Origin of the sequence: Luteibacter sp. UNCMF331Sha3.1, from assembly GCF_900109915.1 — a bacterium.
GTDB lineage: Bacteria > Pseudomonadota > Gammaproteobacteria > Xanthomonadales > Rhodanobacteraceae > Luteibacter.
Map to the genome: position 1 here is coordinate 986,992 of NZ_FOBU01000002.1, position 14,681 is coordinate 1,001,672.

The 14,681-nt window shown below is 60.5% G+C and carries 16 protein-coding genes; 6 read left to right on the plus strand and 10 right to left on the minus strand.

Translation table 11 applies throughout. From position 1 onward, the window contains the following. Window positions 1–66: 66 nt before the first annotated feature. The 3 genes from kdsA to BMX32_RS12935 all read right to left on the minus strand — a co-directional run bounded on the left by kdsA (window position 67) and on the right by BMX32_RS12935 (window position 1,582). Window positions 67–912, minus strand: a complete 846-nt coding sequence (kdsA, locus tag BMX32_RS12925; protein ID WP_089979394.1) for a 3-deoxy-8-phosphooctulonate synthase — start codon at window positions 910–912, stop codon at window positions 67–69. Between the two features lie 73 nt (window positions 913–985). Further along, window positions 986–1,219, minus strand: coding sequence for a hypothetical protein (locus BMX32_RS12930; RefSeq protein ID WP_089979395.1), 234 nt, complete (start codon window positions 1,217–1,219; stop codon window positions 986–988). Between the two features lie 93 nt (window positions 1,220–1,312). Continuing rightward, window positions 1,313–1,582 (minus strand): hypothetical protein, encoded by a 270-nt coding sequence (locus tag BMX32_RS12935; RefSeq protein WP_029213398.1) that lies wholly within the window; start codon window positions 1,580–1,582, stop codon window positions 1,313–1,315. A gap of 175 nt (window positions 1,583–1,757) precedes the next feature. Between BMX32_RS12935 and BMX32_RS12940 the strand changes: the two genes are divergently transcribed. The 4 genes from BMX32_RS12940 (at window position 1,758) to BMX32_RS12955 (ending at window position 4,485) form a co-directional block, all read left to right on the plus strand. Then, window positions 1,758–2,108, plus strand: a complete 351-nt coding sequence (locus BMX32_RS12940) for a hypothetical protein (protein ID WP_089979397.1) — start codon at window positions 1,758–1,760, stop codon at window positions 2,106–2,108. 144 nt (window positions 2,109–2,252) lie between these two features. After that, the gene (locus tag BMX32_RS18475) at window positions 2,253–2,624 is read left to right on the plus strand and encodes a hypothetical protein (RefSeq protein WP_139206728.1); all 372 of its coding nucleotides are present in this window, start codon (window positions 2,253–2,255) and stop codon (window positions 2,622–2,624) included. 46 nt (window positions 2,625–2,670) lie between these two features. Continuing rightward, complete coding sequence (locus BMX32_RS12950) at window positions 2,671–3,546, plus strand: hypothetical protein (protein ID WP_089979400.1); 876 nt, start codon at window positions 2,671–2,673, stop codon at window positions 3,544–3,546. Between the two features lie 129 nt (window positions 3,547–3,675). Next, window positions 3,676–4,485 carry a hypothetical protein gene (locus tag BMX32_RS12955; protein ID WP_089979402.1) on the plus strand — a complete coding sequence of 270 codons (810 nt, stop codon included), beginning with the start codon at window positions 3,676–3,678 and terminating at the stop codon, window positions 4,483–4,485. Window positions 4,486–4,525: 40 nt separating this feature from the next. Here BMX32_RS12955 and BMX32_RS12960 read toward each other — a convergent pair whose 3' ends face one another. Further along, window positions 4,526–5,827 carry a hypothetical protein gene (locus BMX32_RS12960; protein WP_089979404.1) on the minus strand — a complete coding sequence of 434 codons (1,302 nt, stop codon included), beginning with the start codon at window positions 5,825–5,827 and terminating at the stop codon, window positions 4,526–4,528. Between the two features lie 3 nt (window positions 5,828–5,830). After that, complete coding sequence (locus tag BMX32_RS12965) at window positions 5,831–6,871, minus strand: nucleoid-associated protein (RefSeq protein ID WP_089979405.1); 1,041 nt, start codon at window positions 6,869–6,871, stop codon at window positions 5,831–5,833. A 695-nt stretch (window positions 6,872–7,566) separates the two neighbouring features. Between BMX32_RS12965 and BMX32_RS12970 the strand changes: the two genes are divergently transcribed. Both BMX32_RS12970 and BMX32_RS12975 read left to right on the plus strand, forming a co-directional pair. Next, window positions 7,567–8,220 (plus strand): hypothetical protein, encoded by a 654-nt coding sequence (locus tag BMX32_RS12970; RefSeq protein ID WP_089979407.1) that lies wholly within the window; start codon window positions 7,567–7,569, stop codon window positions 8,218–8,220. A 547-nt stretch (window positions 8,221–8,767) separates the two neighbouring features. After that, window positions 8,768–10,426, plus strand: a complete 1,659-nt coding sequence (locus BMX32_RS12975; RefSeq protein WP_089979409.1) for a MobA/MobL family protein — start codon at window positions 8,768–8,770, stop codon at window positions 10,424–10,426. A 26-nt stretch (window positions 10,427–10,452) separates the two neighbouring features. Here BMX32_RS12975 and BMX32_RS12980 read toward each other — a convergent pair whose 3' ends face one another. The 5 genes from BMX32_RS12980 to BMX32_RS13000 form a co-directional block, all read right to left on the minus strand. Beyond that, window positions 10,453–11,355 carry a TIR domain-containing protein gene (locus tag BMX32_RS12980; protein WP_089979410.1) on the minus strand — a complete coding sequence of 301 codons (903 nt, stop codon included), beginning with the start codon at window positions 11,353–11,355 and terminating at the stop codon, window positions 10,453–10,455. Further along, complete coding sequence (locus tag BMX32_RS12985) at window positions 11,352–11,639, minus strand: hypothetical protein (RefSeq protein WP_089980319.1); 288 nt, start codon at window positions 11,637–11,639, stop codon at window positions 11,352–11,354. Before BMX32_RS12985 ends, BMX32_RS12980 begins: the two co-directional genes overlap by 4 nt. A gap of 86 nt (window positions 11,640–11,725) precedes the next feature. Next, entirely contained in the window at window positions 11,726–12,934 is a 1,209-nt protein-coding gene (locus BMX32_RS12990; protein WP_170843649.1) for a site-specific integrase, read from the minus strand. An 814-nt stretch (window positions 12,935–13,748) separates the two neighbouring features. Beyond that, entirely contained in the window at window positions 13,749–14,258 is a 510-nt protein-coding gene (locus BMX32_RS12995; RefSeq protein ID WP_089979414.1) for a hypothetical protein, read from the minus strand. Between the two features lie 27 nt (window positions 14,259–14,285). Further along, complete coding sequence (locus tag BMX32_RS13000) at window positions 14,286–14,672, minus strand: hypothetical protein (protein ID WP_089979415.1); 387 nt, start codon at window positions 14,670–14,672, stop codon at window positions 14,286–14,288. Between the last annotated feature and the right edge of the window lie 9 nt (window positions 14,673–14,681).

Genomic DNA, 14,681 nt, shown 5'->3' on the forward strand with positions numbered 1-14,681 from the left:
GATCGGGCGACGCCCCCGTGCGGGACGTGGGGCAGGGACCGGCAACGATCCCCACCCTTGAGGCACTTAGCGGATGTCGAGCGCCGGGAAGCTCTTGACCAGATCGTCGATGGCTTTCATCTGGCGCAGGAACGGTTCGAGCTGGTGCAGCGGGAGGGCGCTCGGACCATCGCAGCGGGCGTGGTCCGGGTCTTCGTGCGATTCGAGGAACAGGCCCGCGATGCCCACGGCCAGACCGGCACGCGCCAGTTCGGCGACCTGACGGCGGCGGCCGCCGCTGGCGTCGCTGGTGGACTCGCGACGCTGCAGGCTGTGCGTGGCGTCGAAAATCACCGGGCAGCCGCCGCTGCCTTCGATCATCTCGCGGAAGCCGAGCATGTCGACCACGAGGTTGTCGTAGCCGAACTGCGCGCCGCGCTCGCAGAGGATGATCTTCTCGTTGCCGCTCTCGCGGATCTTGCCCGTGACCAGACGCGTCTGCCCCGGGCTCATGAACTGCGGCTTCTTCACGTTGACCACGCGGCCCGTCTTCGCGACGGCGACCACCAGATCGGTCTGGCGGGCGAGGAACGCCGGAATCTGCAGCACGTCCACGACCTCGGCCACGGGAGCGGCCTGGGCGATCTCGTGGACGTCGGTGATCAGCGCCACCCCGAACTCGCGCTTCACCGCCTCGAAGATACGCAGGCCTTCCTCCAGACCCACGCCGCGGAAGGAATGGATGGACGAGCGATTGGCCTTGTCGAAGCTGGCCTTGAAGACGAGCGGGATACCCAGCTTGCCGGTGACCGCGACGTAATGCGCCGCGGCGCGGAGCGTCGAGTCGAGGTCTTCCAGCACGTTGATGCCGCCGAAGAGCACGAAGGGCAGGGTATTGCCGACTTCGACGGTGGGGTTGATCGTGATGTTCATGGGGTTCCTTGCGGATGCGCCGGGGATCAGGGCACCGATTATCCCCATTCCGCAAGGATGTCGCTTGGATCGGTCAGGGCCGTCCCGAGGCGAGGCGATTCGCCAGATAGGCGAAGGCACTCCGATAGCCGGCGTTCGGCGACGTGCCCAGCGGCCCGAGGTAGCGCGAGAGCTCGAGCGCGGCGCGCCAGATGCCCATGCAGCCACCGTCCGCCGCCAGCACCCGGATGCAGTGCACCCGGAACCGGGCTTCGTCGTAATCCTGGGCCAGCGCGGCCCGGCTCAGCGCCTGCGCCTCACCCCGCATGCGCGCGAATCGTGGCTGCAGGGCGGGGTCAAGCCGGGCCACCGGAACACCTGCCGCGAGCGGCGATGACACCGGAGACGTCAGGGCGCCGCATCAATGCACCGCCAGCGAATTGCACAGGCGCAGCAGGGCCCGCCCGATGCCCCGACACGGCAGCCGCGCAGTCGGCGGCAGCAGCACGATGACCAGCAAGGCGGCATGGGCGACATCGTCGAGCCCCAGCTCCAGCGCCTGACTCCGCATCAGGTGCGCGCGGAATCGCGCCTCGTCCATGTCCCCCTCGAGAATGGCCGTACCCACGTCGCTCGCATCGAGCGCGAGCCGGGCGCGGTTGAGAACGGTTTCGGTGTCGACGGTAGCCATGGATCGAGACTAGGCCGGCGCCTGTTGAGACGGAATCCGCCGGTGGAACTATGCCGGGTGGCCGGGCAGCGGGGCCTGCCCGGGGCATAGGGGCGCCATGTAGGCGAACGCCTACAGAAATCCCGGCGAGGCACCCGTACGATCGGCCGATCCCCCCGACAAAGAAGGAATCGCCATGCGCAGCCTCCTGATCCTCGGCCTGGCCCTCGCGCCGTTCGCCGCCGGTGCGACGAATGAGAAGCCGGTTACACCCACGTCTCCGACAACGACGTTCTATACGAAGAAGTCGATGGATGAGTATTCGCTCTGTCTGCTCAAGGCGCTGAATCAGGATTACCCCAAGAGCTCCGTCGAGGCGATCAAGCGAGGCAAGCAGATTTCGGTGGTCGACGGCACGAGGACATCAGCCGTTGCCGTCGTGAGCGACTTCGACGACAAGAGCGGGGCGATGATCGTGATGCATGTCGAGTCGGATGCGCAGATCGAGCGGTATCCTGCGGTGAAGCTGGCGAAGAATTGTCGCTGATTTACCCAGCGACAATCACTCTCGAGCCTGACACGCAAACGGAATTGGGCATAGTAGGGTCTGAGGTCATTGTCGCGGCCCCTCATCATTCCGCCCACCTCAGTGTCCCAAGTAGCGACTAACACGTTATCTGAAGGAGACCTCATGACCGAGTGTCGGCGCATCGTCACTGTCCAGGCCCGCTCGCTACATTCTCTCGGCAATCTTATGTCCAATCCTCCTGATGACGTCGAGGCAGCACATAAGGAATACGTTGCGGACTTGCCCGACGATGAAGACGCAGCAGACCACCTTCTCTTTGACCAAGGCCGTGTCGATGGTTTTCATGCAATGGCATCGAGCCTCGGCGGAGCGTCGGGTCGCTTCATCGGTGGTACCGCCCACTTCGATTTCTGGGTGCTGCCGAAGACCTACAAAAGTCAGGCACCTGCGGTGCGCGACATGGCGAGCGATGAGGACATGCAGATTTATGAGGCGACAGGCACGTTTTACAGTGCGTGCGAAGTGCTCGGTTAGTTCTCGCTCTCCGCAGTAATAATTTGGTGCCAGCGACGGTACCTCCATGATTTTTCACTTGCAGAGTGAGTTGATGCAGGAGTTTGTCAGTCTTACCGATTTTATGTGTCCGGCTTGCGGCGCCGCAACGAGCGGCTTTGTTCCTGTGCCGGAGCCGGATTGGGGCGCCATGGAGTCGCTCTCGGACATGGCCTTCGAGGGCGATAGCGACGTTGCCTGCAGCGCCTGCGCTGCGGTGTTTGACTGCCATGTCGATGTCTCCGGCAACGAAGTGACCGTCACGCTCGACAAGCACCCGGATGTTGTGGTTGATGCAGGTGACCCGATGTTTTGGCCACCAGACGACGACTGGCTCAACGATAATGTGCCCGAAAGCCCATGGGGGGTCTTCGATGCCTCTATCGGGCGTGTGCGTCAGATGTGTGCGGTTGCGGCGCGCGAGAGCGATGCCGACACGCGAGCCATGCTGCTCCAGATGCTCTTTTCGCAGCTCTTCAGTGTGCTTGAGGCATTCCTCTGCGACACGCTGATCAAGCACGTTTCGGAGCATGCAGATTCGCTCCGACGCTTGGTGCAGACCGACCAAGAGCTTAGGTCGGTAACAGTCTCACTCGATGACGTGTTAGGCAGCGTCACGTTGGTCCTAGACCACGTCCGCGGCTTTCTTCAGAAAGTCATCTACCACAACCTTGCTCGAGTGAACCGGCTGTACACCTGCGCCTTGGGGCAGTCTATCTGGCCAGACACGGCAACAAAGGATGCGCTTCATCGCGCCGTGCAAGCCCGAAACCACATGGTCCACCGCAACGGGCGGGACATGGAAGGGCGCCCCCTCGTCGTCGGCGTTGAAGAAGTTGAGGTGCTGATGAACCACATCGTTGCGCTCGCCGACACGGTTGAAAGACTCGTCTCGGACTTTTGACGCTGCCACGACCAAAGGTGCTCGCAAGGCTGCGAGAAACCGAGCACTGCGGCACGCCCAGCGATAGAGCACGAGGTAAGTATAAGAATTGATGAAAATGGTTCCAATAAAATCCCGACATACAGCATTATGCGCATTGCCTCGTTCGTTTTGCTGATCGCTGCGTCGCTGGTGTTCGCGATCCACGCCTATCACCTTCCGGCCGCGAGTAGCCAAACGCTTGCATCGTGGGTGCAGGCTGTCGGTTCCTGCCTTGCTATCTACACCGCTTATTTAGTCGGGGCACGGCAGAGCGAAGCGGGTCTTATCTCCGTGCGGGAGGCCCAGCGCGCGGCCACGGATGCACTGCGGGCTGGTCATCTTGCCGTGGTGCAGGCTGCGCTGACGCACGCGCAGGAAATCAAGGGCGCGATGACCGGAGACACGCCCGCGTCCGAGCTCTACCGGACCTACGACAAGCGCATTACTCAGCGCATATCGAAAGACCCGGAAAAGATTCCTCACGAAGTAAACAATGAAGCGGGCGTGCGCTCTATCTTGAGCATGCCCGGTCAGTTTCTCCTCCTTGAGCAGGCACTCGGAACGTCCTTGTCGGGACCGTGGAAGATTCCAGGGTTAAAGGAGGTGTTGGGAAGCTACCCCTGGCCGGATGAGCGAGCAAAGCGTACCGCGTTCTACGACTATTCGTTGGGAATTCTCGCGAAAAACGTCCTAAATCACATTGAGCGCATTGAGAAAGGTCACGAGGCCGTTGTCGTTGCGTCTCGTGATCTGGGGTCAACAAGGAGCAGAGCACGGCACGAGACAACGGTCTTGAAGTCATTGATCGAGTCCGCGTCAATCAAGCGAACAAGTTACGACAGGACAAGCCCGCGCGTCCGTTCGTTCCAAAGGTATGGGCGACGCTGCAGTGGAGATTCAGGGACAGATTCGTTCTAGCGTGCGCGCCCCGTGTGTCTCGGAGGCGGCTGCTAAGTTTTCAGGGAAATGTCGCTATCGACCAGACAATAACACCGATCATCGCCGTCGCCAGATACAGGCATATGCGTGCAACAGAGCGGTAAGCGGCCGCGGCTTTCTTTGCAGGATACTCGACAAGGTCGTCGTAGCTCTCCTGCGAAATGAACCCATAGGTGCGTGATTTCCATTGGTCACGGATGTTGTCTTGCAAATCGAGGGCGCGAAAGCCTGCCCACACGATGGAGAAGACATACACGGTGGCAATGACGGCAACCACGCCTACTATCCGGCCGTCGGCATTTGCGCCTATTTTGGCAGCGACAAGTCCTACGCCCACAGACAGGGTAGTCGCGACTGACGCGACAAGCTGACGCGAACTGTCCGACACCTTTGTCGCCTCGTCGAGCACGCTCTTGCGGAGATCGGTAAGCATCTTGAGGGTGTCGCTGCTGAGCTTCGAAAGGCCAAGATCATAGGCAAGCCTCGCGCCGTCGAGTGCGGGCCGGAAGATGGCCGGATCGGCTTGAAGCTTGCCATCGACCGACGAGAAGCGGGCGATCTCGGCCGATAGCAATGGGTGCCGCATCTCCGTCTCAGTCGGGGCTTCATAGACCCACTGGGCGCTCGCCTGCACGGCCGTAAAAAGTGTCTCGTCAACATTCGCGTTGACGTCAGGGGCCAGCATCACCCCCCGGGGTGGACCTTTGAAAACTATGGAAAGCGGGCTGTCCTGCAGCTCATTGCCAATAGCAAGCAAGCACTGCCGTGTCGCCAATGTTGCCCAGCGTCGGAAGACCGGGTCACGTTCCAGCCACATCGGTTGGCGAAGCAGCCACAGGCCGATGGTGGCTGGCGCTAGGCGCACATCGCTGTACTCGCGGACTAGGTTTCGCGGACTCTTTGGGGAGGGGAGGGGTGGAGCCGCTTGGGCGTCCGCATCCCAAGGAACGAAGACAGTCGCGAGGGTTTCGAACGGGGCGGCCAGCGCCGCAACATGGATGATGGCGCGCTCGCCGATGTCGGCGAGAAGGTCGTCGAAGCCCTTCAAGGTCAACAATTGTGGGATTCCGTCCGGCGCCGGTTTTGTGAGGCTCAGACGATATGGTCCGCCGATGTCGTCGACATCGGCGAGGTCTACGTCGTGGTTCGCCTCATCGAGAATGACCGGGGAAAGACCGGCCGCATCGGCAAGTCCCGCCATTTGCGTTGCCAGAGCTGCGGACAAACTCGAGATCAAAACAGTCTGCCAGCCTTCACGCACCAGACACCCGCCCTGCAGATGGATGTCGTTGACAAGCAAGGCGAGTGCATCGGCAGTCATGGCTCATTCGACCTTGGTGACGGTCTCCTGGACCGTTCCGTCTGTTTCGATAATGATCGTCTCCCCGCCGCCGGCTTTCTTCACTCGCGTCACCAGATTCTCTCCCGCGCGCTGGCTGTAGCGCACAACCACGCCCTCGGGAGTCTCGAGCTTCACGGACTTGGCCGTCTTGAAGGCCAACGGGTCGGGCTTGAAGCCGAGGCCATGGAGCTTTCCAGACTCGAACTTTCGCTCGACCGATCGCTCGACCGCCGAATGTAGCTTTTCGTCCTCCGGGTTGCCGAGTACGCCAAGGATGACCTCCCTGACTACATCGACATCGACATTCGGGCGCAAGCGCAGCGCGTTTCCAAACTCGTTCAACGCGACTGCCACGGAACGGTCGCCTAGGTGGGCCTTTTGCTCCTGGAGGACTAATCGCGCCACGTTGAGCACGGCCTTGGTAAGCTCCGCATCATCGCGTTCGCGCTTGACACCGAGGAACTTGTAAAAATAGTCACTGAGCTCCGGCGCGGTTCTCATCCGGTCGCGTGCGGCGACCTCGTCACTGGCAACACCATCGGTGATTTTGACCAGGCAGATTTTCTGGACCGCTTTCTTGTCGGTGACAAATGCCTGGACGAGTTTCCTCAGCTGGCTCTTGCCCTTGATGTTGCGACGTACGACGGCTTCGCTATAGTCATACTTGATGAGGCAGAAAAACCGCGCACCATCGTCGCCGTGCAGCTCGATGACAAAAAACGCACCGTCCCTGCTCGTTGCAACGTGGCCCGAGTTGAAATTCCGCGCAAGGTCCTGCGCCCCTTTCTTAAACGGAAGTGCGTTGGATGCGATCCGCTCGATAAGCGATCGCGTCGTACTACCCTCGACGAACGAAAAGATGGCGTCTGCGTCGTTCTCGACGATTCGCTTGAGAAAGAACGCCTCTTCGGATATGTCGTCAAACGCATCCTCCGGGACAAACTCGTCGATGGGTACGCCGACCACATGGAGGCTCATGGCTCTGATGTGTAGTGCGCCTTCATCCTGTCCGAGAAATCCCATTTGATCGTGCTCCATTCTATTGGCTCGCCTGCTGGCAGGCACTCGTCATTGAAATTGTCCCGCGTCTCACGGACTGCGAACTCGGTGAGCCGGGCGACAGTGCGCAGAACATATCATGAGGAATGACTAGTTTCGCTGTGCCGGCTCATTGCATCTGCGAGCGGCATCCACGACGGCAGATGGACAGATTGATGCCCCGTCCGATGGCCGAACTCACCGCTCCGCATCAGCGCGGCCTCGAGCTGGGGGGCGTGGTGGTGTCGCGTCCACTCGAAGGAGTCGTGAGAGAACAAACCCGAGTCATGCGGCCATGAATCGTGCGGCGTCCCCGCGTTCACTGCGCAGGCTCAGCAATAGGTTGCGGCATCCGGGGGACGGCTGAAACGGAGTGGGGCGCGATGGCGGGCGAACCACCCGGCTGGCCGTCTGACGACGTATGGCTAGGCATTCGATACCCAGATTGGCGCCCACGGGAATGACGCGGGCAAGAAAAAACCCCTTGCATGACAAGGGGTTTTTTCTGGACTTGGTGGAGGTGGCGGGAACCCTCTCGGGCTCTCCATCAACTCTTTGATCTCAACTGAGATCTTCTCGACGCATGGGTCAGATTTCGATACCCAAAACGATACCCGGGCAGAGTAGCATCAGCACGGCAATCCAGACATCATTGGTTGCCTCCAGACGAGTTACTCAGCATGGACAGCTTGTTGATCGCCCTATTGATTGGCTACCTTATTTACCGCGAAGTCTCATTTTGTGCTCTTCGAACAGAGCTCAAGGATTTGAATCGACGCCTAGGAATAGTGGCATCTGACCGGTTGAAGTGGACATCAGCGGATGGCGAGAGTCATGAAGGCAAGTTTATTTCGATAGCGATCCTAGGCTCTCTTTTCCTGGTTGTCCTGAGCACGTATTTAACGGTGGTGTTAGTCGGTCACGGAAGTTTGCCGAGTTTTTTTGAGTTTGCTTCGTATGTCTTGCCAGGATTGGCTGCATCCACAGCGGGACTTGGCCTCTACTGGCGCCGCGATGAGTCGTTTTATTTTCTTTCGGCGTCGTTCATGGTCCTGTTGGGTTTCGTCTGCTTCTTGATCTTCAAGATGGACGACCTCAAGACGATGATTCCGGGAACTTCCGTGGGCTGGGCGATTTTCGTTTTTTCGATCAGCTTGATCTCCCTTTTGCTATCAATCCTAGTTATCGTAAAAAACAGAGCGTTCTTCCGGTTCGGCGCGCAGCTCTCTCGTCAGCAACGTCGGGAGAAACGCTTATACATCATCCTTCTTGTCATCTCTGTTTTCCTGCTTCCGGTATTTTTCTTGTATCGAAAAACCGCGCTGTGGTTATGACGTTAATGAGTGAACCAAGATCGCGGTAATCGTTGAGGTCATAACGAGGCAGATAGCGACTTTGAATGATAGGGCAACCCAACGGAAGTCGTCGTCGGCTTGAAATGAAGTTTTCATTTCCGGTGATCCCGTAAATTTTTGTGGGCTTTGCAAGGCTCTAGCGAGTTGCCTATTCCTACTCGACGTCGGGCAGCTGCACCTTAGGCCGAACCGCTAAGGTGTCAACTGCCCTACCGGAAACATTTAAAAGCAAGAGCGCGTCTATGTGTTGTCCCAACACGCCGCTCAAAGCCAAAGTCACAAGCAACTGCTGAAAGTCCAGAGCAGGCCCAGGCCGCGCCCCGTGCGCGGCCTTCTCTCATCGGCTGGTCAGCCATTCCGCAGTTAGGCTCCCTCCTTTGTGTCAAGGACACTTGACACGCTCCCTCCGTCTGCTTTGATGTCTTCCCATGGGGGCGGCGTGGTCGGCCACGGCTGCGCCAGCCATAGACGGTCATAAGGCCGCGACCAACACGCCGCATCAGACGGCGGACAAGGGGACTGTTACATGGTGCTGCGCCACGCTCGCCCTCACTTAGAGATCCATAGCCGGTCGAAAGGCCATAGCGCCGTTGCCGGCATCGCCTACAGGCTGGGCCTGCGGCTCTGGGACGAACGCCTGCAGGTCTGGCACGACTACCGGAAGCGGGCGCTAGGTGAGGAAGTCGTTATGGCCCTCACCGTCGCTCCGGTCGGCGCCCCGGACTGGGCTACGGACCCTGGCGAGTTGTGGAATAGGGTCGAGGCGTCCGAAAAGCGGAAGGACAGCCAGGTCGCGAGGGATTACCGCATCCCTGTGCCCCTGGGCCTTGATGATAAGAGGGCCGGCGAACTCGCCGAACGGTTAGCCCGTTTCATCATGGGCGAACTGGGCACCCCCGTATCTGTGGGGCTACACCGCGATGCCGACACCGACGCGCTGGGCGATGTGAAGCCACCCGACCGCCAGGGCTACCACGCACATTTGTATTTCCCCTCGCGACCCCTGGTCATTCAGGCGACCGGGGACGGTGAAGATACGAGCGAGACCGTCGTTGCTTTCGGTGCTCGCCACCCCATGCTGGCAAGCAAAGCCCTCGGGAGAGGAATGGTAGAGACCTTCAACCGGGTCTGGGCTGAACTGGCGACCGAGGCGGCCGCGGATGCTGGCCTAAATGCGCGCTATGACCATCGCAGTTACGAGCGCATGGGATTGGACCTATTCCCGCAGCCGACGATCGGCGCCGGCGCCGTAGCGTTGGAGAGGAAGGGTTTCTTCACGCGGAAGGGCGACGCCGTTCGTGACATCGTGGTCGCCAGCCGGGCTTACGAGATCGCCCATGCCGAGGCCATCGAGGTCCAGCACAGTGCGGCCAGGGCGGACGTGGCCCGAGAGCGGTCGGCGTGGAATGGAGCAGAGCCGGAGCGCGATCCGAAGCAGGACGAAAAAGAGCCTTCCAGCGCCGTGTTCGAGGCGGAGACGGTCCCAGAGCAGGACCCGGCCGAGGTGCTGGCCGGCTTGGCCCCAGGTGCTCCTTTGCTCGAACGGTTTCAAGCGCTGGCGCCACGGCCAGCAACGCCGGATGAGGCGGAGCGCATGGGCAGACTGCGTCGCCTGGTGCGGACGCTCCAGCGGGCGCTGGCATTGCTCCGGGGGCTAGCGGAGCGCCTGACCGAGGCAGAGGGGCGTGTCCGGCGCGCACGGTCTGCCAAGGCGGAAGCCGAATTTGAGTTGGACGAGGCACGCCGCCACCGTGCCGCCGCGATCACCCGGGCGGACGACTGGGTCAAGGCCCACCCGGTCCGCGTGCGCGCCGCCAAGCTAGCCGGGCGCAAGCCCAAAGCCTGGGCCGATCTGGACCACGACATCACCTTTCACCGCCGGGCGGTGGATCAGATCAAAACGATCATTGAAGCCCAGCGGTCGACGGTCAGCGGCTTGCGTGCCGGCGAGAAGAATCTTGAGCAGCGGGCCAATCGCACGCGCCGCCGCATCCGGGCGGCATCCGATGCATTCACCGTGCTGGGCGCGGACCTGATGGCGCCTCTTTTGGCCGCGATGACGCCGGAGGAACGGGTAGAGGTTACGCCCGACATCAGTGTGCGAGAACGACGAAATGTCGTGGTGGGTCCGGTCATAGAAGAGCGGCTAACCTACCGGCCGCCAACTATGCGGCCACGGCCCTGAAGCGATAACGGAGGAGCATTCCTCTCTCATCCAACCGCTTTCTTCCAGTCAAAATGGTAACCGGCCTCATCCAGTTCTCGTGCCAGGATTTGCTTCCAAGCGTGGTTGGCATCGTAGAGACCCCATACCACCCCGGCAAAATCGCTGGGCGTTTCGACCCCTTCTTTTACCAGTGCAAACACACGCGAGCGCCCCAAATGCCCCATGAAGAATCCGAGCTCCAACAAAACATTTTGGCGAGCACGCGGCTCAAGCTTTCCACTGCCTTTGACACCGCCCTCGTCGTCGGGTGTCATCAACACCACTGCGAAGCCGACATCCTTGTGTGCTTCAATCTTTTCGATGACCGTTTTTCCGCCACTGGCCTGCTCAAATAAGATCAGCGGTTCGAGCCCCGCGTTGGTCAGAAATCTCGCCACCGCCTCACGCGGGCCTTCGTCGTGGCCATGCACGATGAAAACGCGTTTAGAGTGATTGGGCACCACAGGTTTTAGCTCCTGTCCGAGCGATAAAGCAAAGGCCTCGTAATCGCGCACGAAGGGAATGACCATCTGGCGAACCATCGAATGAAGCCCAGAAATGATCTTGTTTCCAGCGTGGAAATATTCGTAGCCGAAGTTCAGGGCAAACTCCGGATTTTCAGCAAACCGGCGTAGGAGTTCCCGCACGCAACCAAGATATTCGCGCTGATCGTCGGGCCAGTCCAGCTTGCTACTGCCGATCATCCCGCCACCCGTCTCGGCTCCCTTTTTTAGAAGAGCGTCCACATCTATGCCTTGCGAAATCACCGCATTGACTTCCGCTAGGGCGGGGCTGTCGAGCGCTTTTGCGAGGCGGCGAAGAGGTCGTTCGTAGGACTGAAAATCAGAGGACTGGAGGTCAAGAACGGCGTTGTTGATCTCTTTAAAAACACTGACCGTGCCGCTCATGCGTCACCATTGTTGGCGGCACGCAGTTGCGCTGCTTTCTCAACGATCTGCTGCCTAAGGTTGTCCTTAATCTGATCGCCCATGTTCGCAATCATGGCGTTGCCAGGGTAATCGGCGAGCTTGCTGTTGATCAACGACTCGACCTCCATGATCGCGCGCTCAATGCTTCCAGGATCTTCGGGGTCGAGTTTCACGGTAGCCAGCTCGCCGTCCAAAGAAGCCATCGCTGCCTCAAACTGGCGGAGTTCACGGGTCAACTTGTCAAATCCATCGAGCTTAATCACGGCATTAATCCCCAAATGACCCAACCCCTGAGCCATGTCAGGTCACAGTCTGCCTTGGATGAGTCTCGTGGTGTGAGATACGAGGATTAGGGCAGGGAGCTGCTATACCGTGGCCCCATCCTTCGTTTGAACTCTCCGCCCTCGGCCTTTGCCCGTTCCTCCCGGTCCCGTTCGGCCGCCGCCCTCGCCAGGTATCGGTCGAACCGTCCTGACGCATAGGGCTCCAGTGGCAGGGTAGGGAACGGCAGTGCCTCTAGCACCTGCTGGCACTCCAACACCGTGGCATCCGCCACGTAGGTTTTCTTGTCCACGCCCTCCCCTGGCGAGTGGCCATTGACCGCGCAGATGATGCTGTCCGGCACCTTCCGGCGCTCCATCAGGGTGGTCAAGTTATGGCGCAGGCAGTGGAGGGTCTTGCGTGGGTTTTTGATGCCGCACACTTCCCGCAGATGAACCCCATTGAACCATTGGCTCACGGTCCGGCCGGGACCACCTTCCTCCCATGGAATCCCGGGGAAGAGGAGGTTTGAGCCGCTGGCACGGACGTCTTCGATGTAGCGCTCAAAGCCCAGATCCAGAAGGACCTGGGGCACTGGGATGGCGCGGATGCCGTAAGAGGTTTTGACGCTTTGGCCTTCCCCGTCGGGCGTGATGTTGAACACGAGCACCTGGTGCTCGATGCCGTCCTCGTCCAGGTAAGGCTTGCGCACCACATCGTCCAGATACAGTTGCGCGATCTCGTTGACCCTCATCCCGGTGAAATGACCGATGAGCGGCGCCCAATATTTGTGTGGAGCGTTGTGGCTCCGCATGTGAGCGGGGTCGAAGATGGCCGCCAGGTCTGCCTTCGAAAACACGTCCTTTTTCTTGCGCATCCGGCCGTTTTCGTCCTTGCGATAGCGGGACGTGTCGATGTAATGAAATGGGTTGGTCGGGATCTCGCCTAGTTTCACCGCCCAGTTCATCAGGGCGTTCACATGCATCAAGTGCTTATGTTGGGTGCCCAGGCCGATGACGGGCAGTTTGGCGCCCTTGGCCCGGGCGGCCACCTCCGGCGCGGTCAGGTCGGCGAGGTGGGGATAGTTCTGGCGCCGCTTCGGCCATGCGGCAATCAGGTCCGCGAACACAATGGCATCGGCGGGCGTCAGGTCGGCAATCGGCCGGTCCCCAACGGTTTCCACCAGCAGTTTGAGCGCGGCTTGCCGGTCTCGCGTGGCCGGCGTCGCCCGCTTCGGCCCATGTCGTAGGTTGGCCAGGTGGAGGTCAATCAGTTCGCCCAGGGTTTTCCCCACCACGACCGCGGAGGGCTCCGCAGCCGGGGATACCTGGCCGGGCTCTGCCACAGTCCGAGTTGCCGGAGGCGGCGCCGGCATTGGGACGTGAGGGGCCCGGGGCAGGGATACCGCCACCGAAGGTCCGGCCACGTCTCTGGTCGACGCGTCCCGGATCCGGTCCATCTCCCACATGCGCTCCAGCATCTGCATGCCGAGGGCGTGCCCCTCGGCGCAGGTCGGCGAGAAATCGATCGCGCCGTCTGGCCCCGTATGGAGGTGGTAGAGCGGCGGACGAGCGGGTGATAGAGGAAGGCCGGCGGAGGGCATGGGCGAACAATGTGAAGAAGGGGGCCGTTTTGTAGGCCGACCATCGAAAACGTCAACCGCATCCGCTGGCGTTTTCTGCCGAAAACGCGTGATGCGCGTCACGTTTCGAGCCTCCGCAAGCACTTACGCAGTTTCCTACGCTGACTTGACTCCCTCGACGGCTGTGGGAGGGTGACGTAGATGAGCCGATGCCGAGCCACCCCTATCACGCTTCGAAATGGTCATTTTTTGACCAGCAAACGAGACCGGGAGAGTATGTAGGGTCTATAGGTGTTAATACAGAAAAGCCAGTAACCCCCTGTCACCCTTCTCATATTTTTACCGGTTACTCGCCGCCGTGTTCCGGATACTCTCGACCGCCAGCCACTCTCGTGGCTTACCGGCGCCCCTTCCACGGATGACGTGGCACGTCACCTTGTCATGATCCGCCGTCCCGCCGAAGTCGGATTGTCGGCCTTCAGATCGGGCACAAGAGCGCCTTGGCGCGCGTCCTGCGGCATTCTGTCCATTACTCGTTGAGGAAGATGGTCAGTCGGTTCTGCCACTCGGACGCTTGTTCGAAGTTCCGGTTGCCGTTGAAGGCGTCGGAGTAGCGCCGAAACGCCACTTGGATCACAGGGGTTTCCAACCGGCGGGTTCGGATGGCGATTTCGTTGCGGATCCTGGATCGCTTCCCGAAGCCATTGGCCACATCGGTCCAGGTGTGCTCCCACGCCGCAATCTCGCCCCGATCAAGGATGTAGGTGCGGCCACGCAGGTCTTTCAGCCAAAGCCGCTGGGTCGTGATGTCCAAGGCAATGTGGTCGGCGGCATAGGTTGCCGTCAGTGGCGGTTCGTTCTTCGCAGCGAACTGGCGTTCTTTCAAAGGCTGGGGACCCCAACGCAGGCGGGTAAACCCGCCCGTCATGAGGGCGGGCACAAACGCCAGGATGGCCGAGACTGTAAAAGGCGCGCCCAGGACAAGAAGCAGCCCGGTCACCATCACCCAGGCCACCACCAAAACGGCGATAAAAGGCATCTTTTCCTCCTTGATAGGTCAGGGGGCTTAGTGCGGGTCGGCTTGGCGGATACCGGCGCGGCGGGCTTTGCCCAGATACAGCGTGGGCTGGCGGCAGATGTTCCACTGAGTGACGGTCAGCGGGCCGCGATCGGGGTAGGTCACCCGGAGATCGAACACGCACTGGCCGTCCGGGAAGGCGACCATAACTTGGCCTGCCCGGCCGCCCTGGAGCGATCCGGCCGTGTCCAATGGGCGGTAGTCGTTGGTTCCCGTGGGCGCGGCCTCAACGGAGGTGGCCGGGACGGCGTCGTCATTAATAACGGTCAGGTAATGCGTCGCGGCGTGGGCAGAAGGCCCCAACGCCCCGACGATGGCCAAAACCAAGGTGCAAGCCAGCGGGCGGCTTCTGCCACCGATCGTCCAATCCAACATGGTCCCTGT

Coding starts and splice junctions, on each gene's coding strand:
- kdsA (WP_089979394.1), bottom strand. CDS start 912: ATGAACATCACGATCAACCCCACCGTCGAAGTCGGCAATACCCTGCCC.
- BMX32_RS12930 (WP_089979395.1), bottom strand. CDS start 1,219: ATGCGGGGTGAGGCGCAGGCGCTGAGCCGGGCCGCGCTGGCCCAGGAT.
- BMX32_RS12935 (WP_029213398.1), bottom strand. CDS start 1,582: ATGGCTACCGTCGACACCGAAACCGTTCTCAACCGCGCCCGGCTCGCG.
- BMX32_RS12940 (WP_089979397.1), top strand. CDS start 1,758: ATGCGCAGCCTCCTGATCCTCGGCCTGGCCCTCGCGCCGTTCGCCGCC.
- BMX32_RS18475 (WP_139206728.1), top strand. CDS start 2,253: ATGACCGAGTGTCGGCGCATCGTCACTGTCCAGGCCCGCTCGCTACAT.
- BMX32_RS12950 (WP_089979400.1), top strand. CDS start 2,671: ATGATTTTTCACTTGCAGAGTGAGTTGATGCAGGAGTTTGTCAGTCTT.
- BMX32_RS12955 (WP_089979402.1), top strand. CDS start 3,676: ATGCGCATTGCCTCGTTCGTTTTGCTGATCGCTGCGTCGCTGGTGTTC.
- BMX32_RS12960 (WP_089979404.1), bottom strand. CDS start 5,827: ATGACTGCCGATGCACTCGCCTTGCTTGTCAACGACATCCATCTGCAG.
- BMX32_RS12965 (WP_089979405.1), bottom strand. CDS start 6,871: ATGGGATTTCTCGGACAGGATGAAGGCGCACTACACATCAGAGCCATG.
- BMX32_RS12970 (WP_089979407.1), top strand. CDS start 7,567: ATGGACAGCTTGTTGATCGCCCTATTGATTGGCTACCTTATTTACCGC.
- BMX32_RS12975 (WP_089979409.1), top strand. CDS start 8,768: ATGGTGCTGCGCCACGCTCGCCCTCACTTAGAGATCCATAGCCGGTCG.
- BMX32_RS12980 (WP_089979410.1), bottom strand. CDS start 11,355: ATGAGCGGCACGGTCAGTGTTTTTAAAGAGATCAACAACGCCGTTCTT.
- BMX32_RS12995 (WP_089979414.1), bottom strand. CDS start 14,258: ATGCCTTTTATCGCCGTTTTGGTGGTGGCCTGGGTGATGGTGACCGGG.
- BMX32_RS13000 (WP_089979415.1), bottom strand. CDS start 14,672: ATGTTGGATTGGACGATCGGTGGCAGAAGCCGCCCGCTGGCTTGCACC.